Origin of the sequence: Mesorhizobium sp. IMUNJ 23033, assembly GCF_044778005.1 — a bacterium.
Lineage (GTDB): Bacteria > Pseudomonadota > Alphaproteobacteria > Rhizobiales > Rhizobiaceae > Mesorhizobium > Mesorhizobium amorphae_A.
The window spans coordinates 100,313-120,577 of sequence record NZ_JBJACT010000006.1 but is presented as its reverse complement, the minus strand read 5'-3'; the positions used below and the strand labels follow the sequence as shown (position 1 = coordinate 120,577).

Here is a 20,265-nt window from a genome sequence, read left to right as displayed (position 1 = left end):
TTGCAAAGAGGTGGGGTTAAGAGACTGGGGTGCAGGGCTGCCACAGTGCCCCAGGCTCCGCTGCAGCCGTCATAGAAGGCAGCGGCAAAGGCATTTGCGCTCACGGCGCTTTTGATACTTCCATCGAAGCGGGTTGAACCGCATCCGCTATGGAGATGATCGTCGAAAGCTTGTCGGTCTTTCCCCAGAAGGCCATCGGCTCATAGTCTGGATAGGGATAGTGGCCAAGGTTGAGCTCTATCTTCCAGCCATATTCCCGAATCCAGGTCTCAACCAATCTACGAACCGAAATCGGCTTCCCCGAGCAGATGTTGATCGGGCCAATGTCTTGCCCCAGCGTCGCAAGTGTACAAAGAAACCTTGAAACAGTCGTCACCGGCAGATAGTCGCGTAACTGCTCACCGCCGGACATGTCGAAGACTTTCTTTCTTTCTGTAACCGCATTACGCAATTGCGAAAGAAGCGAGTTGGAGGACTGACCGTCGCCATACAGATAAAATAATCTTGCCCAAACGAGATTAAATCTATGTTGGGCCGAGAGAAATTGCAATTGCCTGTGTAAGGTGTTCTTAGCAAATCCGTAGCAATTGCTCGGCAAGCATATGGTCTCCTCACCGAGAGCGCCAGATTGCATACCATATTCGAAGCAAGTTCCTGTCACAGTTAGCGCCGGCAATCCGGTCTTTACGAGCCGAGCGAGGAATGAGTACTGGTCCGGCAGTTCTTTCTCAAAATGGTGCGGCGAGTGATAGTTCGGCAATCCATCCCATGCAAGATGGATAAGCACGTCCGGCGAACCTAAGCTCTGCCAGTCAGGCTCGTCGCCAGCGCCTATGGCAATCTGCCGGACTTCCGTCCCCATCTGCAGGAACTCATCCGGCAGACGCGAAGCGTCGCGCACGCACGCTGTCGTTTCATGACCGCGCCGACACAGTTCGGCCAGGACATGACGTCCAATAAATCCTGTCGCGCCTGTTACCGCGACGCGCATCAAAATACCTTGAGTTCGGGTATGGACGTCACGAAGCGTGCACCCCATTCGCGGACGTATGCAAGTTGGCTGGTTATCTCTTCAGACAGATTCCATGGAAGGATAACTATGTAGTCTGGCTTTTCGTCGCGAATCTTTTCCTCGCCGGCGATTGGAATCCTGCTTCCTGGCATGAACTTCCCCTGCTTGGCAGGATTGAGGTCCACCACAACGCTTATCAGGTCTGGCCGAATACCGGCGTAGTTGAGGAATGTGTTACCCTTTGCAGCGGCACCGTAGGCGACAACCTTCTTTCCGTCGTCCCGCGCTGCTATGAGAAATGAAAGCAGCGCGTTCTTTGCATGATTGGTTCTCGCCTGGAAACCGGCATAACCTTCGCGAGAAGTGAGGCCCGCAGCCCTCTCACGCGCCAGCATCGCTTCAACAGAGGTGCGTTTTTCGCGCTTCCCCGTGTCTTTCCTCTGCGCGAATACACGCAAGCTGCCACCATGAGTCGACAACTCTTCGACATCGAAGACAGACAAGCCATTCGCGTCGAATATTTGATCTACTGCGGTCAAAGATAGATAGGAGAAATGCTCATGATAAATCGTATCGAACTGGACGAGATCACGTAGATTGAGCAGGGAAGGAAATTCGAAAGTCGAAACGCCGTTCGGTTTCAAGATCCTCGCAAACCCCTTCACGAAATCATTGATATCCGGCACGTGAGCGAGCACATTGTTCGCGGCGGTAAGGTCAGCACTCCGGCCCTCGTTCGCCAGCTTTTGACCGAGTGCCTCGCCGAAAAACGACTGGACTATGTCGATCCCCTTTTCGCGCGCTGCCCTGGCAGTGCTTTCAGTAGGTTCGATGCCAAGACATGGAATGTCGGCTGCCTTGAAATATTGCAACAGATAGCCGTCATTGGCAGCAACTTCGACCACGTGGCTAGCGGGGCTGAGGCCGAACCGTGCAGTCATTGCCTCACAATAGTGTTTGGAATGCTTAAGCCAGGAGGCCGAAAAGCTGGAGAAATACGCATATTCCTGGTCAAATAGTTCGTCAAACCTGGCAAAATCCTCTGTTTGCACCAGCCAACATTGAGTGCAAACGAGAACGCGGAGCGGAAACCACTTCTCCGGACCCCGCATTGCCTCTGCAGTTAGATATGCGTTCGAAGGGGGCGCGCTGCCCAAGTCGACGAAGCTCTGCGTGACCGGTGCACGGCAGTGTCTACAAATCATGTCTTCAAACTCTCGAATGCGCTTGTGATGAAAGGATGGCCTTCGTCGCGAGCCGAGCGCTCGGTGATGGCCAAGGGCCATTCGATGCCGAATGCGGGATCGAGCATGTTGACGGCGTCCTCCGCCTCGGCGGCGTAGGGAGCCGTGTGGAAATAGAGCATCTCGCAATCGCTGCATAGCGTCTGAAAGCCATGGGCGAAGCCTTCGGGAATGTAGAGACTGCTATGATTTTCGGCGCTTAGAACAGCGCCATACCATTTGCCAAATGTGGCAGACCCCTTCCGAAGATCGACGGCAACGTCGAAGACCTCGCCGCGCAAACACGACACGATCTTCGTCTCTTGATAGGGCTCACGCTGAAAATGCATGCCGCGCGCCGCTCCGGTGTTTCGTGTCAGCGTGTGATTGATCTGGACGATCTTGCGCCCCTCAAGGAAGGAGGCAAACTCGGTGGTGCAGAACAACCGCTCCAAGTAGCCGCGGTGATCGCCGATGACCTTCCGCGCAATCAACAGAAGCCCGGCCAGGGGCGTTTGCTCGACGGAAAAACGCGCGCTCATGGGACGGGGCTATCCAGATAGCTGCCGATCTGTTCCCGACACAGCTCAGCCATGTCTTGGTCGCGCGTCCAGGCGTCATGCCATTGAACCGTCTCTTCGAGCGCGCGACGAAGCCTCCAGCGGGGCTGCCATTTCAATCTGACCCGGGCCTTTGAACTCGACAGGGTCAGCATGCCTGCCTCGTGCGGACGCTCGCCGTCGAAAATCTCCCAGCGCGTCTGCGGACGCAAGGCGTGCAGTGTCTCGACGATCCAGCGTACCGGCTTGGCGTCATCCTCGTCCGGGCCAAAATTCCAGCCTTCGGCGAAGCCGACATTGTCGCGCCACAACGCTTCGGCCACCAACAGATAGCCAGACAATGGCTCGAGCACGTGTTGCCAAGGACGGGTCGCTTCGGGTGAACGGATGACGAGTGTTTCATTGCGATCGATGGCGCGTAGAAAATCTGGCACCAACCTGTCTGCCGACCAGTCCCCGCCACCTATGACGTTGCCGGCGCGGGCAGTCGCGACGCCTACGCCCGCCGCGGCCAGGAACGAACGGCGGTACGCCGCGGTTACAAGTTCGGAGCAGCCTTTGCTGCTCGAATAGGGGTCGTGACCTCCCATCGCCTCGTCCTCGCGATAGGCCCAAACCCATTCGCGATTCTCGTAGCATTTATCGGTGGTGACGTTGACGACCACCTTGACGGACGGCGTATGTCGAACGGCCTCCAGGAGATGCGCGGTGCCCATGACGTTCGTTGCATAGGTCGCAAGCGGGTCGGAATATGAGCGGCGCACCAGCGGTTGGGCCGCCAGATGCAGCACGATTTCGGGCTCCGCGGACAAAACTGCGTCGCGTAGCCTGCCGGCGTCGCGAATGTCGCAGCGCAAGTCTGCCTCAAGGAACCTGCTCACTCCAGCGATATCATAGAGCGATGGGGTGGTGTCCGGGTCCAATGAGAGGCCGGTGATCCTCGCTCCCATCGTCGAAAGCCAGATGCAAATCCAGCTACCCTTGAAGCCGGTGTGACCCGTAACAAGAACTCTTTTGCCGGCCCAGAAATCCGGGTTGGGATTGACGGCTGTCATTGCCACACTCGCCATGGCGCCTTGCCGCCCTCCCACAACGCCTCGAGCTGGTGGCGATCACGCAACGTGTCCATGGGTTGCCAGAAGCCATTGTGGCGCCAGGCCGCAAGTTGACCATCCGACGCGAGGGTCTCGAGGGGCTCCCTCTCCCAAACCGTCGCGTCGCCGGAGATGCGGTCGATCACCTGCGGCTCCAATACGAAGAACCCTGCGTTGATCACTCCCCCATCAGCCTTCGGTTTTTCCTGAAATGATTTGACGTCATCACCGTCCAGGTTAAGCGCGCCGAAGCGGCCAGGCGGTGTCGCGGCCGTAAGCGTTGCGAGCTTGCCGTGGTGACGATGAAACTCAATGGTTGCCGCAATGTCTATATCACCAACGCCGTCGCCATAGGTGAAGCAGAAAGTCTCATCGCCTATGTATTCACGCACGCGACGAAGGCGTCCTCCCGTCATGGTGCTATCTCCAGTGTCAATAAGCGTAACCTTCCAATCCTCGGCTCGACTCTGATGAGTTACCATCTGGTTTTTTGCAATGTCAAAAGTTACGTCACACATATGCAGGAAGTAATTTGCAAAATATTCCTTGATCATATACCCTTTATAACCGCAACAAACTATAAATTCATTTATACCGTGCGCTGAATAGCTCTTCATAATATGCCAAAGAATCGGTCGGCCGCCAATTTCTACCAATGGCTTGGGTCGAATAGACGTCTCTTCCGCCAATCGCGTACCGAGTCCGCCGGCGAGTATCACCGCTTTCATTCATAAGCTCCATAGATCCGGGAAGGCGTCGACTACGAGCGCCTAGTTTGCTGGCCCTATTTCCCAAGCTGCTGTTGGCGACATCCTCGATGGATAGTATGCCTTGCCATCGGGGAACGGATGCTTCACCACCGGATGATAGGGTAGCTCCCCGACGGAGCCTCGCACAACCGCCTTCATGAATGGCGAAACGACGGTCCGATATCCGTTCTTGGCAGCTTCGACCGCGAGGATGCCGGCAAGTTCTGCAAACGATAGGTCAGCCGGCAGTTCTCTCAAGAGATTCTCCAGGCGCTTGGCAGGAGCCAACCAAAACATTGGCGTGAAAGTGTCAACACTGCGCTGCAAAAAGACGTCTCCATGATAGCCCGAATGGTATGAAGGGCGGCCATGGTAGGGGCATATCTCGCCATTGCGGTAAGTGCGATAGCCTCCGGTCCAGAGCATGGTCGCGCTATCAGAGTGCAAGGTGCCGCCGACGAAGGCGACATCATCCTGAACCTCACACAGCCCGATTGCCTCGGAAACCCAGTCGGCAGCGTCGATCGCGAGCGCCGAATCCACAACCGCGATGTATTCATAGTCGCTCGACTTTGCGCGAATGACGTCCATCAGCTCGGATACGGTGCTCACAGAGCCCTCGACCTTGCCGTCTGCTCCGCTTTGGTGGGTCGCGATCACAAGCGTTCCTGGCAGTTCGCCGGCCTTGCGCCGGAGCCGCCACATGCCGGCGTGGCCAAACAGCGCGTTTTCGGCGATTTCAACTCTGTCAGCGAGCCCCGTTAGCTCGAGATGCTGCGTCAGAACGTGGCTCTGCGAAGTGAGAGTAAAGGGCTTTACCGACGGGTCAGCCGAGGCCGTCGATTGGGAGTGCATGCGCCAGGAATAGATAATTTCGTTCATATGAATCGGAGTGGCCCCATCACGGATAAACCTCAAGAAGGTATCCCAATCGTGACAACCATCCGCCTTGTCGTCCGTGTAGGCTTCCAGTCTCAGCGCCACGTCTCGACGGATCGCACACATGTGCGCCACGTAGCAGCAACCGTAGAACATGATGGGATCCCAATCTCTCTTCATGAAGGGACTGGAGCGCGCGGAATGCACACCGCATTTGTCTTCGTCCGAATAGACCAATTCCGGACGACCGTGGTCGATCAGAAAGGTGGAGATCACTGCCATGGCATCGGAGGTAATGAGGTCATCGGAATCCATCGGCAGGATGTAGTCGCCTGTCGCGTTTTCGAGACCAACCCGCATACCGCCTAAAATACCCTTGTTCTTTTCCACCCGGACAAGGGTAGCGCGATTGCTTGTCGAGGCAATTTCCTGAAGCGTCGCAACCGTGTCAGGATCGGTTGATCCGTTGTCGACCAGAATCCACTCCAGCTTTTGATGGCTCTGGTTGTTGACGCATTGAGCAAGCTCAAGGAGGAAACGGCGCTCGGTATTATAGGCCGAGGTAACCACCGACAGGGTGAGTTCTTCAGTTCGACTCGGGCCTAGTGTGCCCGGCATGCGCGCGGCCACCCTCCGGTCGAGCCAGGCTTGATAGTCCTCCGACGGAAGATCGCGCCAGTTCCAGCCCGGCTTCGGATTGAACCATGGCTTGGAGCGATCGAAATTGACGTTGTAGTACGGATCGTCGATTTCGCCCCAGCGAGCGACAAACCGATCGAGTTCCGCCGAGAAGACCCCTTCCTTGGACAGGGACTCGAAATGGTAGAGCTCAGCCGACGGTTCCTGCACGACGCTGTGCCCCAGGTCGCGCAGGCGCAAACAGAAATCGACGTCATTGTAGTTGAGGGGGAAGCTTTCATCGAAGCCGTTCAGTTCCCAAAACAAACGGGATCCGACCATTAAGCAAGCTCCAGTCACCGCGACGACTTCGCGAGTCAGATAGGCCTCCAAATTGGGACCATACTCACGAGCGGGGCGGCCGATCATGGCATGCGTAGGGCCGGAATCCTGAAACACCACGCCTGCATGCTGAATCGTGTCGTTCTCGAACAGGAGCTTCGCACCAACGCATCCGACACCATCGAGGGCACAGATGCGTACCATGCTCTCGATCCAGTCCGGTGTCTTGACCTCGATGTCGTCATTCAACAGCACAAGGTATTCTCCTTGGGCCATTCGCGCTGCTTTGTTGATCTTTTCGGCGAGGTTGAGAACTGGGCTTTCATATCGAACAAGCTTGTGCCGCGGAAAACGTTGCAAGGCCTCCTGCGCTGCGGGTGGAAGCGGCTCATTGCAAGAGACCACGATTTCGAAGTTCGGGTATGTGGACCGTGCGAGACTGTCCAAGCAATTCTGCAGGATGTTTGTACTCCGGCCACGAATGACGCCATTTCGGCCAGCCGTTGGAATCACAATGGAGACCAAAGGAGCAGGGTTGGGTATGTCGGGAACAGGCCTCCAATTGCCTGGGTAGTTGGTGGCGTGAATGCTCCCTTCAATACCCCTGCGCTTAAAGCAATCTTCAAGCGCCTCCCTTTGTCTTTCCAATATTCCTGCCTTGGCATCGAGATCACCGGCAGTGCTGGTGGCTCCAACGCGCCAATGATACAATACCTTTGGTATATGGACGACTTTTGAGGTTTTTTCCGCAATACGCAGCGCAAGATCGTAATCTTGCGTCCCGTCAAACTCCGGCCGAAAACCTCCGACGGTGTTCACCAAATCCTTGCGATAAACTGAGAGGTGCCCTGTGCACATCCTTGTTAACAGATGCACTGGCGACCAATCAGGCTTGAAGTACGGCGCGTAGAACTCGCCGTCCGAGTTGGTCTTGTCCTCGTCACTGTAGATCAGATCGACTTCCGGATAGGCACCGATGACGCGCGCATTCTCGAGCAAGGCATCAGGGTGTAGAGTGTCGTCATGGTCCAGCAGGACGACATATTTGCCGCGAGCGCGCCGCAAAGCCTCGTTCGTTGCTTCCGAAATTCCATGATTTCTGTCGCATTCCACGACGGCAAACCGAGGGTCCGCGGCAGCATATTCCTTCAATGTTCGTACAACATTGGAATCGGTGGACCCGTCATCAACGAGAATGTGTTCCCAAATCCCAAACGACTGGTCCGCCACCGAATCGAGCATCGCCCGCAGTGCGCCGTCGTCCGTGTTGAAGACCGGCGTCAGAATCGAGAAAAGGAGTTCTTCAGGATCGTGACGGCTGTCCGCGAAATCGCTTACTTGCCGAAAATCAGGGACAATGTGCTTGCCGAGAACGGATGAGGCGTTGCCATTCATCTGGCGCCAGATGCTGCGGCGAACAACATCTCTGTGCCAGGCGTCGCCGGGTGAATTGGCGTTGGCGGCACGGCTCAATCTCGACCATAGGCCCGGTATGCCCTCATGCCGCAGCACAATCCAGCCTATCTTCAACAGGGGCCGCACGCCGCCGGCACGCCGGCGCATGGTCCTGGCAAGGCGGACCGTCTTGCGAGGCGCTATCAACACCTGAATCGCTCGCGACTGCCTGGAGATCAAACGGCGAGCAGAACCAAGCAAACGAGCTATCTTTCTCGCGATCACTCGGACCGCTCTTAGCGGCCCGGTTATTCGCCAACTGTTTGAGGCCCGCAGCGCAGCGACCTCTCCCCGGTATGAATGAAGTTCGCCTTTCAGCGCCTTGATAGTGTCCTCGGCGCTTGCGAATGCCTCCTGCAGTTTCGCTCTTGCTTCCAGCGATGCCGACAATTCGTCTTGCGCTGACGAGAGCCGCTCGCGGATGCCCTGCACTTCCTCACTGAACCTCTGCGTCTTCTCGCCAAGATGAGCGACTTCCGCCTCGAGATTCGCGATTGAATCCTCGGGATGAACCGTTCTCGCCGTGAGGGAAGCCCCGGCAGAGAAATGTGCCCGCTCATACATTTGACCGTCATATGGCAATCGACCAGGCAAAACCTGTTCGATCTCGCCGCGAATGCGCTCCCTGCCCAGTCGATTGTCTTCTGGCAGTCCCTTGCGCAAAATGACGCAGGAGTTTGTGAACTCTATCGAATCGATCGTCGCGAGCCACGTGAGATCAGTCGGGCCAATATCGTGCTGATTGAGGATGGGAATGACGAGTTCCCATGATTGTTGATCCACATCCCAATGTTCATGATTGACGACATCGGCGAGCCGCTTGAAGAAGGACATAGCCGAGCCAGGCGTGAAGAGCCCCCCTTGGAGCTCCGGGAAGTAGCTGGCGTGCATGTCCTCCACGACGTAGATTCCGTCTCGCGCCAGCTTCGGAAACAGCAGCAGGAACGATTTGATCATGTCGCCTGACCGGTGCGAACCGTCATCGATCACGATGTCGAGCGTTGCGCTAAGTGTGGCGCTCCATTCGGGATTCGTGGCGTCGGCAACTATCACGCCGATGCGTTCGTCGTCGAATGTCAGTCGGCCGACTGCTTGGTCGATGTCGACGCCTGTTATCTCCCGGGCATGCTTGAAATATTTAGCCCAAATCTCGAGCGAGCCGCCATTCTGCACACCGATTTCGAGCAGACGAAGCGGCTTGTGGCGCAGCGGCTCGAAGAGCCTTTCGTACATGTTGAGGTAGTGTTCCCACTTGTCTGACACTTTGCCACGGTGTGCGTCAAATAGCTCATTGAGCGGTCTTTGCGTCATTCAGCATCTTCGCGATTCACCGTTTTTTGGGATTTTCCAGCTGTGTTCGGCGGCCTTGACCGCCAACAGCTCCCTCAACAGCCCACGCTCTCCTGCGGGGTTATGATCCTTGCATTTGAATTCGGCGCCGTGATAGAGGACCGGCTGACCAGAAGCAATAGCTTGCTTCGAGGGTGGCCATGGCCGCCCAAAGTCGCCGAATAAGGATGGGTCGGCTGGTAATTGAGGTAGGTTGACGCCGGTCCTGTTGGCATGATGCGCATCGTATCAACCAGATTTGATGGTTCTTGGCCCCAGTGAGAGGCACGATGCTGGCGACAATCCCTCAGAACGAATGACGTGTGCTCTATCGCGAGTAGTGGAGACGCCTGAGTTTGGTTTGAGCGTCACCGAGTTTCCCTGAATTGGCCGATGAAATGACAGTTATGACTTTCCCCGACGCCGTCACGGACATCAGCGAGGCCATCAAGAAACACCATCTGGCGACGACGTTTGGCTGGCAAGATATCGCCCAGCGCTATCGCCGTTCACGGATCGGGGCATTCTGGCTCACCATCAACATGGGCGTGATGATCGGTGCCCTGGGGCTTATTTTCGGCAATCTTTTTCGAACGCCGATGCAAGAGTTCCTTCCGTTTGTCGGATGCGGCCTGATTGTCTGGGGTTTCATCTCCTCTTGTCTAAGCGACGGCTGCACCAGCTTCATAGGCGCCGAAGGCATCATCCTCCAAGTCCGAATGCCTTTGTTCACTCATGTGATGAGGACACTTTGGCGCAATACAATAGTGTTTGCGCATAATCTGGTGGTCATACCCGTTGTGTTGGTCATTGTAGCAGCACCTATCTCATGGGTCGCGATACTAGCCTTGCCTGGGTTCATACTCGTCTCGCTAAACCTTCTGTGGATGATGCTTGTCCTTGCGACAATTTGCGCGCGCTTCCGCGATATGACGCAGGTGATGCAAAACTTTCTTCAAGTGATTTTCTATCTGACCCCAATCATCTGGCAGACGAAGACATTGCCGGCGGGCATGCCTCAGTACCTTTTCGATTTGAATCCATTTTACCATCTGATTACGCTGATCCGTGGTCCGTTGCTCGGCCAGATTCCGTCACCTCTCACCTGGCTTTACGCAATAGCGATGTTAGCCGTTGGTTGGCTGTTCGCGTTGTGGCTGTTCGGCCGTTATCGCAAGCGCATCCCGTACTGGTTGTAGTTGAATGGCTAAGATTCATCTGGATAAGGCCTCGGTCTCCTTTCCCGTTTACAACGCTGCGAGCCGGTCTTTGAAGAACCGGGTTCTGAAGGTTGCGACCGGCGGCGCCATCGAAAGACGATTCGACGGGCTGGTCGTCGTCAAAGGTCTCGACGAGATTGACCTCGCAATCCATGAGGGCGAACGAGTAGGGCTTGTCGGCCACAACGGTTCCGGGAAGACGACGCTGCTTCGATTGCTTTCAGGCATCTACGCGCCGACCTCGGGAAGCGCGGCAATCGACGGCGAATGCGTCTCGCTTATCAACATTGGGCTTGGCATAGACCCCGAAGCTACAGGGCGTGAAAATATCAAATTGCGGGCCGCAATGATGGGCATGACGGCGAAGGAACTTAGCTCGAGATACGATGAAATTGCAGAGTTCTCAGGGCTTGGAGACTTTTTGGACATGCCCTTCCGTACATATTCCTCAGGGATGCAGCTGCGGTTGGCTTTCGCGACTTCAACTTCAATCCGACCCGAAATTCTGATCATGGACGAGTGGCTTTCGACAGGCGATGAAGACTTCAAGGATCGAGCAAGACAACGGCTCAACGAGATCGTGAGCTCGACCAAGATCCTGATCTTGGCCAGCCATTCGAGGGAATTGCTGCTAGGGAATTGCGATCGATTAATTTGGCTGGAGCACGGCCGGGTAAGAATGGATGGCCCGGCTAAAGCGATTGCGGATGAGTATTTCGGCCGATAGCGGTCGTGGCGTCAGCTTTCGCCGCCTCCTGCGGCGTCCCATCATGCAATGCTCGAACGACCGAGCTCGTTCACGCGCCCAATCACTGCCTCGTCTCGCCATCCATCAGCCGGCGCACCACCTTCTCCGTCGACCCCCGCCACGCCGGCGCGGTCCATCCAAACGTGGCCGCGAATTTCGCGCTGGAAAGCCGCGAATTGGCCGGGCGCTTTGCCTTGGTCGGATAGTCACTGGTCGCGATGTCGCGTACCCGCGCATGAGGGCCGCCAGACGCCTGGCTTGTGTCCATGATCTGGCGGGCAAAGCCACTCCAGTTCGTCTCCCCGCTGCCCGCCAGGTGATAGACGCCGTAGGCGGCAAAGTTGCTGTCGCCCTGCAGCATCGCCGCCGCATGCACAACGGCGTCGGCGATGTCGAGTGCTGAGGTTGGATTTCCCCATTGGTCGGCTACCACCGAAATCTCGTCACGATCGGCGGCAAGCCTGAGCATGGTCTTGACGAAATTCCTGCCGAAGGGGCTGTAGACCCAGGCCGTGCGCAGGATGAGGTGGCGCGGATTGGCCGCCGCCACGGCTTTTTCGCCGGCAAGGTTGGAGGCGCCGTAGACGCCGAGCGGCGCGCTCGCGTCGGTCTCGACATAGGCGCTGTCCTTTGCACCGTCGAAAACATAGTCGGTCGACAGGTGGATCACAGGAACACCGAGGCGCGCCGCTGCCTCCGCCACCTTGCCCGCGCCAACGGCATTCACCGTGAAGGCCAGGTCAGGCTCGTCCTCGGCCTGGTCGACAGCGGTGTAGGCAGCGGCCGAAACGATGATGTCCGGACCTGCCGCCGCCAGCGCCTCGAATACGGTCTCGGGCCGCGCCAGGTCGAGCGCCGGCCGGCCGACGGCGATCACCTCCACGCCCGTGACCGCGCGCGCCACCTCGCACAGGCTGGTAGCGACCTGGCCCTCGCGTCCGGTGACGACAAGCCTCACGCCGCGCCCTTCCTGTCTTCAGCCGGGCTGTCTTCAACCGGGCTCTGGCCCAGCCGCTCGCCGGCATAGCGATGCTCGCGAATCGGTCCCCACCACCATTTGTTCTCGAGGAACCAGTCGACCGTCCTTGCCAGGCCGCTGTCGAAATTCTCCTTTGGCGACCAGCCGAGGTCACGGCTTATCTTGGAGGCGTCGATGGCATAGCGGCGGTCGTGGCCGGGGCGGTCGGTGACGAAGGAGATCAGGTCGCGGTAGCGCTTGCCACCGGCGCGCGGCCTTCTCAGGTCGAGAAGATCGCAGATGGTCTCGACGACGCCCAGATTGGTGCGCTCGGAATTGCCACCTACATTGTAGCTCTCGCCCGCTTGCCCCTTTGTCGCGACAAGCTCGAGCGCGCGCGCGTGATCCTCGACGAACAGCCAGTCGCGCACATTGGCGCCGGCGCCGTAAACCGGCAGCGGCTTTTCGTCGAGCGCGTTCAGAATGACCAGCGGAATGAGCTTTTCGGGGAAATGATAGGGGCCGTAATTGTTCGAACAGTTGGAAAGCACCACCGGCAGGCCATAGGTCTCATGCCAGGCGCGCACCAGATGGTCCGACGCCGCCTTGGAGGCGGAGTATGGCGAGGACGGCGCATAGGGCGTCTCCTCGACGAACATGCCGCCGTCGAAGGGAAGATCGCCGAACACCTCGTCGGTCGAGACATGGTGGAAGCGGAAGCGGGCCTTGCGGTCCTCCGGCAAGCCGCGCCAGTATTCCAGGGTCGTATTCAGCATCCGGTAGGTGCCGACGATATTGGTCTCGATGAAGGTGCCTGGACCGTCGATCGAGCGGTCGACATGGCTCTCGGCGGCGAGGTTCATGACGATGTCGATGTCGTCACGGCGCAATATGTCGAGCACCGCCCGCTCGTCGCAAATGTCGGCCTGCTCGAAGCGGTAATTGTGCGCATTCTCGATCGGCCGCAGCGAGGCGAGGTTGCCGGCATAGGTGAGCTTGTCGAGATTGGTCACCCGGTAGGCCGGATTGGCGCACAAATGCCGGCACACGGCCGAGCCGATGAAGCCGGCGCCGCCAGTCACCAGGAAGTTCATGCCGCTCTCCTTCCACGAACAGTCCTCATGGGAACACCTCCGCGACGGCAAGGAGCGGCGCCTTGAGATCCTTGTCCGAAAGCTGGAACCCGCCCGATATCGCCGGCCATTCAATGCCGATTGCGGCGTCGTCGAAACGGATCGACCGGTCATGCGCGGGCGAATAGGTATCGGTGACCTTGTAAAGAACCTCGGTATCCGGCACGAGCGTGATGAAACCGTGGGCGAAGCCCTTCGGCACCAGGATCTGGTTGCCCTTCTCGGCCGAGACTTCGAGGGCGACCCATTTTCCGAAGCTTTTCGAGCCGCGACGGATGTCGACCGCGACGTCGAGGATCTTACCTCTGATGACGCGCAGCAGCTTGTCCTGGGCGCGCGGCGGAAGCTGGTAGTGCAGCCCCCTCACCACGCCCGCGGCGGCGGAATAGGAGTGATTGTCCTGCACGAAGCGCAGGTCGATGCCGGCCTCGGCGAAGCGCTCGGCATTCCAGGTTTCAATGAAAAAGCCGCGCGCGTCGCCGTGCCGCTTCGGTACGATCTCCAGCACGCCGTCGAGACCGAGTTGCCTTACCTCCAGCACCTAGTTCTCCGTCAGGTCGGTGACGCGCCTGCGTAGATAGGCGGCATATTCGTTCTTTCCGAGGCGGGTGGCGCGCTGCAGCACCTTGTCTGCCGTCAGCCAGCCCTGTTCGAAGGCGATCTCCTCCGGGCAGGCGACCTTGATGCCCTGGCGGTGCTCGATCGTGCGCACGAAAGACGAGGCTTCATGCAGGCTGTCATGGGTGCCCGTGTCGAGCCAGGCATAGCCGCGGCCGAGCTGATGGACGTGCAGGTGCCCGCGTTCGAGATAGACGTTGTTGACCGCCGTGATCTCAAGCTCGCCGCGCTCCGAGGGCCGGATCGTCGAGGCGATGTCGACGACGTCATTATCGTAGAAGTAAAGGCCGGTGACGGCCCAGTTGGATTTTGGCTTCTGCGGCTTTTCCTCGATCGTCAGGGCGGTGCCGCTGAGCTTGTCGAACGACACCACGCCATAGCGTTCCGGATCGTCGACATGATAGGCGAATACCGACGCGCCGCTTTCGCGGGCCGCCGCCGTGCGGCAAAGCTGCGACAGCCCTTCGCCGAAATAGATGTTGTCGCCAAGGATCATCGACACGTTGTCCTTGCCGATGAACTCACGGCCGATGATGAAGGCTTCGGCGAGCCCGTTGGGATGCGGCTGCTCCGCATAGGAGAACTCAAGCCCGAACTCCGAGCCGTCGCCGAGCAATTCCCGGAAAGCTGGCAGGTCACGTGGAGTTGAGATGATCAATATATGCCTGATACCGGCGAGCATCAGCACGCTCAGCGGATAATAGATCATCGGCTTATCGTATATTGGCAGGATTTGCTTAGAGACTGCCAATGTTAGCGGATAAAGACGTGTTCCGCTGCCTCCCGCAAGGATAATTCCTTTCAACAAGCTCTCCTTGAATTACCGAGGGCCCCGCCCCTGACATCAAGTTGCCCGTGCTTAGGTTTCGCGCAATGGCTTGTCAATCTCGCTGCTGGTCGCGCCTGGTGATCTCGCTGGCGAAACGAGCCGCAGCCGAAAGTTGGCCGGAGGAACCGGCCACCTATTTCCGCCACCACCTGGCAGTGGCCAAGGCATGAAAAAGCCGGTGGGATCTCCGCCGGCTGGCTTTCATTTAATAAATGTCAGGGCCGCTTCGGCAGCAGCGACCATACTGCCGGGACCAGGCTGGCTGCGAGCGCCACCTTGATCAGGTCGCCGACGATGAAAGGCACGACGCCGAACTGCCATGACTTTTCCGCGCCGATCAGCAGCGCCAGCCAGGCAAAGCCCATCGCCATCATGACGATTTCGGCGGCCAGCATCGCACTGAAAAGCTTGACCGGGTGACGATCCCAGCCACGGTCGGCAGCCCAGCCGACGATGGCGGCCATGACAACGAAGCCGGCAAGATAGCCGCCGGTCGGGCCCACCATATAGGCTAGGCCGATGCCCTTTTCCGGCGTGCCCTGGAAGACCGGGAAGCCCATGGCACCCTCGGCCATGTAAAGAAGCAGCGTGGCGACGCCGAGGCGCAGGCCGAATGCCGAGGCGATCAGGAGGACGGCCAGCGTCTGCAGCGAAATATCGACGGGGCCGAGCACGACCTTCGCCTTGGCCGACAAGGTCAGCAGCAGCGTGCCGGCAATCGCCAGCAACAGCTGCGTCGCGAGGCGTGTCGCGCCTTTTTCAGGCAGAGCCAGAGAAACAAGCGGACGCATCGTCGTTGCAATTGCCATGGTCTTCCCCATTCCGGACAGCCGCCAACATGCGGCCTCGCATTTTCCTATATTGGCTTCCGTGTTATGCGGCAATCGGTTTTGCCACCTCAGGAACAGAGCTCCCCGCCCCTCATGGCCCTTAAGTTCGACACCAGCTTCGATCCTGCTTACGGCCAGGCCGTAACCGTCGCGCCAGACATCCAGCGCATCACCGCCCGAAACCCGAGCCCGTTCACCTTTCACGGAACCAACAGCTACCTTGTCGGGCGGGACACGCTGGCGGTCATCGATCCCGGACCGGATGACGATACGCATCTCGAGACATTGCTCAAAGCCATCGGGCAGCGGCCGGTCAGCCACATCTTCGTCAGCCACACACATCGCGACCATTCACCGCTGGCGGCCCGGCTGAAGGAGCGCACCGGGGCGATCGTGCTGGCGGAGGGGCCGCATCGCCCGGCGCGGCCGCTGCGCATCGGCGAGATCAACCCGCTCGACGCCAGCGCCGACATGGCTTTCGCCCCGGACATGGCGCTCCAAGACGACACGCTGGTCGATGGCGACGGCTGGGCGATCAAAACGGTGCTGACGCCGGGCCATGCCGCCAATCACGCGGCCTTTGCGCTGGAAGGAAGCGGCGTCTTGTTTTCGGCCGATCACGTGATGGCGTGGGCGACCTCGATCGTGGCGCCGCCGGACGGCGCCATGGCCGACTACATGACATCGCTCGACCGCCTGATCGAACGCGGCGACCGTCTGCTTTTACCAGGTCACGGCGGTCCGGTGACGGCGCCGCGCAGCTTCATGCGCGGCCTGAAGACGCACCGCAAGATGCGCGAACGGGCGATCCTGGAGCGCATCCGGGGCGGCGACAGGACGATCAAGGAGATGGTTGCGGCAATCTATCGCGACACCGACCCGCGCCTGCATGGCGCCGCCGGCCTGTCGGTGCTTGCGCATCTGGAGGATCTGGTGGCGCGCGGCCTTGTCGCCACTGATGGTGACCCGGCCATCGACGGCATTTTTAGGCCGGTTGGCCAGGACCTTCCCTGACACCTCAGAAACGGCTGGAGCGTTCTTCCGGTTGAGGCGACTTCAAACCCTGGCAAGAGCATTCCGGATCGGCCGGAAGTCGTGCGGCGGTTTCCAGCGCGACACGCGAGGCTGTCATGGAGAGGTTCGGCAACACGTCCTCCTGCAGCAATTTCTGGCGATTGCGGTCCATATACTCGTTGAAGCCCGCCGTTACGAACGCGCAAGGGACGAAACAGGCGCCGATCTCGCGCGACAAGGTCGCTTCAGGGGCGATCGAATGGTTAAGCACATCCGCCCCCATGCTTCGAAACGCCAGGGCTTCGGCCGGGCTTGTCAGCCGCGGCCCGTAACAGTGGGCGGCGACCAACTGCTGCTCGATGCCATGAACGCGGCATTCGGCTGGCCAATGACGGCGGGCGGTTTCGACCAGAACTGCCGCACATCTTGGGCATACGATCTGCTTGCCCGAGCAGTCGAAGCTCTGGCGGCCGGGAAGCAGTGAGAACGGGGTCTGCGTCAGCTCGATAATATCGGCGTTCACCACCATGTCGCCGGGCTTGATCGCCTTGTTGACGGCGCCAATGGTCGAGCAGGACAAGACTTGCCGGACACCCGCTTGCATCAACACCCAGAACGCGCGGCGATGGCAGGAATGATCGATATGGTCGCGGGGATTGCCGTGCGAATACATGCACAAGGCACGTTTCGGTTTGCCTTCGGCGGTAATCGACGCTTCGAACTCGAGCAGCTTCCAGTTGTCGGTGCGGCCGAAAGGCGTTTCGAAACTCATGTCGCGCCGCAAGGTGCGCACTCCGTCAACTTGGACATCTTCCGGGAAGGCAAGCCCCCAGTTTGCCGAGCCGGTGATGATCGCCAACCCCACCTGGGGTATGTCCGTTGGTTGATCCGTCAGATCGTCGGCTGCGTGATGATTGGCAGGCATGTTTCCAGTCTCGGTCAGGATTCTTGGCGAAGGGTCACGATCAGAACGACGACCACGACAATGGCGGTCCACAATGTTGATATCGCCGCGATGGTCGGATCGATCTGATCGCGCAGCGACAGGAACATCAGCTTCGGCAGCGTGCTGTTGCGGCCGCTTGCGACGAAGATCGAAATGACGGACTCGTCCAGCGAGGTCAGGAAGGCCATCAATGTCGCCGACAACAGGCTGATCCGGAGTTGCGGAACAATTATTCCGCCAATGGCCCTCGCCCAGTCCGCGCCAAGGCTGCGCGCCGCCTGGACCTGGTTCCAGTCAAAGCGGGCCAGAGCGGGCAACAGCACAATGCACGCGACCGGAATGGCCAGCACCACATGTCCGACCAGCACGCCAAACAGCGTTCCGACCAGACCTTGCGCCGCCAGCACGAAGAACAGGCCGATGGCAAGCAGGATCCCCGGCACGATGGAGGGGGTGAGCAGAACGCCCTGAATGGCCAAGGCGGTCTTTCCGCCGATCCGGATGATCGAGATGCAGGCCAGCAGCGCCAGGGGCACTGCGACCATCGCCGTCAATGTCCCGAGGATCAGGCTCGTCCTGAGCCCGGCCATCCATGTCGTCGAACCGAAGAAATTCTCGTACCAGCGCAACGAGTATGCGCGTGGCGGAAACTCGAGAAGATCGGACGCTGAAAAGGAGAGCGGCACGACCACCAGCGTCGGCAGCATCAGGAACGCCATCACGAGCGCGGAAAAGCCCCACAGGAGGATGAGGGCAAGCTTGTTGTCCGGATAGGCTTCAAGCATGGGCCGCGCCCACTTTGTTGCGCATCAGTCGCCGTGCCGCCAGGAACATAACACCGATCAGCGCCATGAGAACGAAGAGCAGAATGCCCAGGACGCTCGCCGACCCCCAGTCCTGGAAGGTCGACAGCGTGCGCTCGATCCGGATGGAGAGAGGATTTACCTTGCCGCCGCCAAGCACCGCCGGCGTGATGAAAAAACCTATGGTGTAGATGAAGACGATCATAGAACCCGAGAAGATGCCGCCCGCCGAAAGCGGCAGAATGACTGTGCGGATGACGTGCCCGAGAGTGGCTCCCATGCTCGCCGCCGCGCGAACAAGGTTGGCGTCGATATCGCGCATCGCGGCGTAGGCAGGCAGCAGAAACAGCGGCAGCATGTAGTGAACCATGCCGATCAGCGTTCCGGTGAAGTTATTAACCAGCGGCAATGGTTCCGCTGTCAGGCCCGAACCTTCCAAAGCCGCGTTGATCAGGCCTTCGCGCCGCAACAGCACGAGCCAGCCATAGGTGCGCACCAGAATGGAAGTCCACAACGGCAGCATGACGAAGGCCATCAGCACATTGGCCACCCTTGGCCGAGCACTGGCCAGAGCGAGCGCCAGGGGGGTGCCGAGAAGGATGCAGAACGCCAGCGTGCCCAGGGACAGCTCAACGGTTGTTGCCAGTGCCGACCATGTCAGCCCGCTCGAAAGCACCTTCTCGTAATTGCCGACCGTATAGTCACCACCGGTGGTCAGGAAGGATTGCCGGATGATCCACAGGATGGGCAGTATCGCCGCCAGTCCAACGATGAAAAGCGCCGGGAGTGACAGCGCAAGGAAGAAACGCCGCTCGCTTCGCGCATCGGCCGCGAGCGCGGAATCGACGGCGACGGTCACGCTGTTGCTCCCGGTATCGCGTGAACTTTCGCTGCCGAGGCATATACGGTCAGCCGCTGACCGGCGGCAAGCTCGGCGCAGCCGCCAGCAAGCGCCGACGGAATGCAGACAAGAACCTCCTGCCCAGCGTCGGGCGCCAGCGTCAAAAGCCAGTTCTCGCCGCGAAACGCCTTGGCGCGCAGCGTTCCCTCAAGCGCCACTCCATCTTGCCCGGCGAGCTTGACATCAAGGTGGAAGCTTTCCGCGCGGATCATCAGGGTCTCGCGCGACGCACCGCCGCCGTCGATTGTGCGCACCGACCCCGGGACCAGAATATTGGCCTCGCCCATGAACTCAGCGACGAAGCGGGTCGATGGACGATCATAAATTTGCTGCGGTGTGTCGATCTGCTGGATGCGGCCGGAATTCATCACCGCAACCCGGTCGGACATGGTCAGCGCTTCGCGCTGGTCATGCGTCACATAGATCGTGGTGATCCCCAGATCATCGTGCAGACGCCGGATCTCGTACTGCATGGTTTCGCGCAGATTCCTGTCGAGCGCCGACAGCGGCTCGTCCATCAACATCACGCGTGGTTCAAAGACGATGGCCCGCGCCAGCGCCACGCGCTGGCGCTGGCCGCCGGACAGTGCGGCGATGTTGCGCTCCGCCAGGCCCTCCAGCTTCACACGGGCCAAAGCGTCAAGCGCCCGCTGCCGGGCCTCGGCTTTCGGCGTCTTGCGCAGCGCTAGCGGATACTCGACATTCGCCAGGACGTTCATGTGGGGAAACAGGGCGTAGTTCTGGAATACGATGCCGATGTCGCGCTTGTTGGGGGCCAGGCGGGTGATGTCGCGATCCGCCAACAGGAGCTTGCCGGAATCGGGACGGACAAAACCGGCCAGAGCCATGAGCAGCGTGGTCTTGCCCGACCCGGACGGCCCCAGCAAAGTGAGGAATTCGCCAGCCCGAACGTCGAGCGAGACATCGTCCAGCGCGACGTAGGACCCATAGGCCTTGCGCACGCTGTCGATGGTGATCGGGAGCGACTTCATCACGGGCTCGAA

General features: G+C 59.1%; 18 protein-coding genes. 3 read left to right on the top strand and 15 right to left on the bottom strand.

Annotation, left to right across the window (positions count from 1 at the left end; all coding sequences use genetic code 11):
• Positions 1-100: 100 nt before the first annotated feature.
• Genes ACFX5Q_RS09670 through ACFX5Q_RS09645 form a run of 6 tightly spaced genes read right to left on the bottom strand, consistent with a single transcriptional unit; the run spans position 101 to position 9,243 of the window.
• A complete protein-coding gene (locus ACFX5Q_RS09670; protein ID WP_404277260.1) occupies positions 101-991 on the bottom strand; it encodes an NAD-dependent epimerase/dehydratase family protein in 891 nt (296 codons plus the stop codon).
• Complete coding sequence (locus ACFX5Q_RS09665; protein WP_404277259.1) at positions 991-2,217, bottom strand: methyltransferase domain-containing protein; 1,227 nt, start codon at positions 2,215-2,217, stop codon at positions 991-993. The genes ACFX5Q_RS09670 and ACFX5Q_RS09665 overlap by 1 nt, the downstream gene beginning before the upstream one ends.
• Positions 2,214-2,777, bottom strand: a complete 564-nt coding sequence (rfbC, locus tag ACFX5Q_RS09660; RefSeq protein ID WP_404277258.1) for a dTDP-4-dehydrorhamnose 3,5-epimerase — start codon at positions 2,775-2,777, stop codon at positions 2,214-2,216. The genes ACFX5Q_RS09665 and rfbC (ACFX5Q_RS09660) overlap by 4 nt, the downstream gene beginning before the upstream one ends.
• Positions 2,774-3,850 carry a CDP-glucose 4,6-dehydratase gene (gene rfbG / locus ACFX5Q_RS09655; protein WP_404277257.1) on the bottom strand — a complete coding sequence of 359 codons (1,077 nt, stop codon included), beginning with the start codon at positions 3,848-3,850 and terminating at the stop codon, positions 2,774-2,776. The genes rfbC (ACFX5Q_RS09660) and rfbG overlap by 4 nt, the downstream gene beginning before the upstream one ends.
• On the bottom strand, positions 3,847-4,617 hold the full coding sequence (gene rfbF / locus ACFX5Q_RS09650) for a glucose-1-phosphate cytidylyltransferase (RefSeq protein ID WP_192183697.1): 771 nt from the start codon (positions 4,615-4,617) through the stop codon (positions 3,847-3,849). The genes rfbG and rfbF overlap by 4 nt, the downstream gene beginning before the upstream one ends.
• Before the next feature lie 42 nt (positions 4,618-4,659).
• On the bottom strand, positions 4,660-9,243 hold the full coding sequence (locus ACFX5Q_RS09645; RefSeq protein WP_404277256.1) for a glycosyltransferase: 4,584 nt from the start codon (positions 9,241-9,243) through the stop codon (positions 4,660-4,662).
• 404 nt (positions 9,244-9,647) lie between these two features.
• Between ACFX5Q_RS09645 and ACFX5Q_RS09640 the strand changes: the two genes are divergently transcribed.
• Entirely contained in the window at positions 9,648-10,460 is an 813-nt protein-coding gene (locus tag ACFX5Q_RS09640) for an ABC transporter permease (RefSeq protein WP_404277255.1), read from the top strand.
• A 4-nt stretch (positions 10,461-10,464) separates the two neighbouring features.
• Positions 10,465-11,208: an ABC transporter ATP-binding protein gene (locus ACFX5Q_RS09635; protein ID WP_404277254.1), complete on the top strand. Its 744-nt coding sequence runs from the start codon at positions 10,465-10,467 to the stop codon at positions 11,206-11,208.
• 82 nt (positions 11,209-11,290) lie between these two features.
• On the opposite strand, the gene rfbD is transcribed toward ACFX5Q_RS09635, so the two are convergent.
• The 5 genes from rfbD to ACFX5Q_RS09610 form a co-directional block, all read right to left on the bottom strand.
• A complete protein-coding gene (rfbD, locus tag ACFX5Q_RS09630) occupies positions 11,291-12,187 on the bottom strand; it encodes a dTDP-4-dehydrorhamnose reductase (protein WP_404277253.1) in 897 nt (298 codons plus the stop codon).
• Positions 12,184-13,281 carry a dTDP-glucose 4,6-dehydratase gene (rfbB, locus tag ACFX5Q_RS09625; RefSeq protein ID WP_404277252.1) on the bottom strand — a complete coding sequence of 366 codons (1,098 nt, stop codon included), beginning with the start codon at positions 13,279-13,281 and terminating at the stop codon, positions 12,184-12,186. The genes rfbD and rfbB overlap by 4 nt, the downstream gene beginning before the upstream one ends.
• A 25-nt stretch (positions 13,282-13,306) precedes the next feature.
• Complete coding sequence (gene rfbC / locus ACFX5Q_RS09620) at positions 13,307-13,861, bottom strand: dTDP-4-dehydrorhamnose 3,5-epimerase (protein ID WP_404277251.1); 555 nt, start codon at positions 13,859-13,861, stop codon at positions 13,307-13,309.
• Entirely contained in the window at positions 13,862-14,743 is an 882-nt protein-coding gene (gene rfbA / locus ACFX5Q_RS09615; protein ID WP_192183691.1) for a glucose-1-phosphate thymidylyltransferase RfbA, read from the bottom strand.
• Between the two features lie 239 nt (positions 14,744-14,982).
• Complete coding sequence (locus tag ACFX5Q_RS09610) at positions 14,983-15,576, bottom strand: biotin transporter BioY (RefSeq protein ID WP_192183690.1); 594 nt, start codon at positions 15,574-15,576, stop codon at positions 14,983-14,985.
• 114 nt (positions 15,577-15,690) lie between these two features.
• On the opposite strand from ACFX5Q_RS09610, the gene ACFX5Q_RS09605 reads away from it, so the two are divergent.
• The gene (locus ACFX5Q_RS09605) at positions 15,691-16,611 is read left to right on the top strand and encodes an MBL fold metallo-hydrolase (RefSeq protein WP_404277250.1); all 921 of its coding nucleotides are present in this window, start codon (positions 15,691-15,693) and stop codon (positions 16,609-16,611) included.
• Between the two features lie 4 nt (positions 16,612-16,615).
• Here ACFX5Q_RS09605 and ACFX5Q_RS09600 read toward each other — a convergent pair whose 3' ends face one another.
• The 4 genes from ACFX5Q_RS09600 to ACFX5Q_RS09585 all read right to left on the bottom strand — a co-directional run bounded on the left by ACFX5Q_RS09600 (position 16,616) and on the right by ACFX5Q_RS09585 (position 20,253).
• A complete protein-coding gene (locus ACFX5Q_RS09600; protein WP_404277444.1) occupies positions 16,616-17,476 on the bottom strand; it encodes a 5'-methylthioadenosine phosphorylase in 861 nt (286 codons plus the stop codon).
• Positions 17,477-17,550: 74 nt separating this feature from the next.
• A complete protein-coding gene (locus tag ACFX5Q_RS09595) occupies positions 17,551-18,342 on the bottom strand; it encodes an ABC transporter permease (protein WP_404277249.1) in 792 nt (263 codons plus the stop codon).
• Positions 18,335-19,219, bottom strand: a complete 885-nt coding sequence (locus ACFX5Q_RS09590; protein ID WP_404277248.1) for an ABC transporter permease — start codon at positions 19,217-19,219, stop codon at positions 18,335-18,337. The genes ACFX5Q_RS09595 and ACFX5Q_RS09590 overlap by 8 nt, the downstream gene beginning before the upstream one ends.
• Positions 19,216-20,253, bottom strand: a complete 1,038-nt coding sequence (locus ACFX5Q_RS09585; protein WP_404277247.1) for an ABC transporter ATP-binding protein — start codon at positions 20,251-20,253, stop codon at positions 19,216-19,218. The genes ACFX5Q_RS09590 and ACFX5Q_RS09585 overlap by 4 nt, the downstream gene beginning before the upstream one ends.
• Between the last annotated feature and the right edge of the window lie 12 nt (positions 20,254-20,265).

Coding starts and splice junctions, on each gene's coding strand:
- ACFX5Q_RS09670 (WP_404277260.1), bottom strand. CDS start 991: ATGCGCGTCGCGGTAACAGGCGCGACAGGATTTATTGGACGTCATGTC.
- ACFX5Q_RS09665 (WP_404277259.1), bottom strand. CDS start 2,217: ATGATTTGTAGACACTGCCGTGCACCGGTCACGCAGAGCTTCGTCGAC.
- rfbC (WP_404277258.1), bottom strand. CDS start 2,777: ATGAGCGCGCGTTTTTCCGTCGAGCAAACGCCCCTGGCCGGGCTTCTG.
- rfbG (WP_404277257.1), bottom strand. CDS start 3,850: ATGACAGCCGTCAATCCCAACCCGGATTTCTGGGCCGGCAAAAGAGTT.
- rfbF (WP_192183697.1), bottom strand. CDS start 4,617: ATGAAAGCGGTGATACTCGCCGGCGGACTCGGTACGCGATTGGCGGAA.
- ACFX5Q_RS09645 (WP_404277256.1), bottom strand. CDS start 9,243: ATGACGCAAAGACCGCTCAATGAGCTATTTGACGCACACCGTGGCAAA.
- ACFX5Q_RS09635 (WP_404277254.1), top strand. CDS start 10,465: ATGGCTAAGATTCATCTGGATAAGGCCTCGGTCTCCTTTCCCGTTTAC.
- rfbB (WP_404277252.1), bottom strand. CDS start 13,281: ATGAACTTCCTGGTGACTGGCGGCGCCGGCTTCATCGGCTCGGCCGTG.
- ACFX5Q_RS09610 (WP_192183690.1), bottom strand. CDS start 15,576: ATGGCAATTGCAACGACGATGCGTCCGCTTGTTTCTCTGGCTCTGCCT.
- ACFX5Q_RS09605 (WP_404277250.1), top strand. CDS start 15,691: ATGGCCCTTAAGTTCGACACCAGCTTCGATCCTGCTTACGGCCAGGCC.
- ACFX5Q_RS09595 (WP_404277249.1), bottom strand. CDS start 18,342: ATGCTTGAAGCCTATCCGGACAACAAGCTTGCCCTCATCCTCCTGTGG.
- ACFX5Q_RS09585 (WP_404277247.1), bottom strand. CDS start 20,253: ATGAAGTCGCTCCCGATCACCATCGACAGCGTGCGCAAGGCCTATGGG.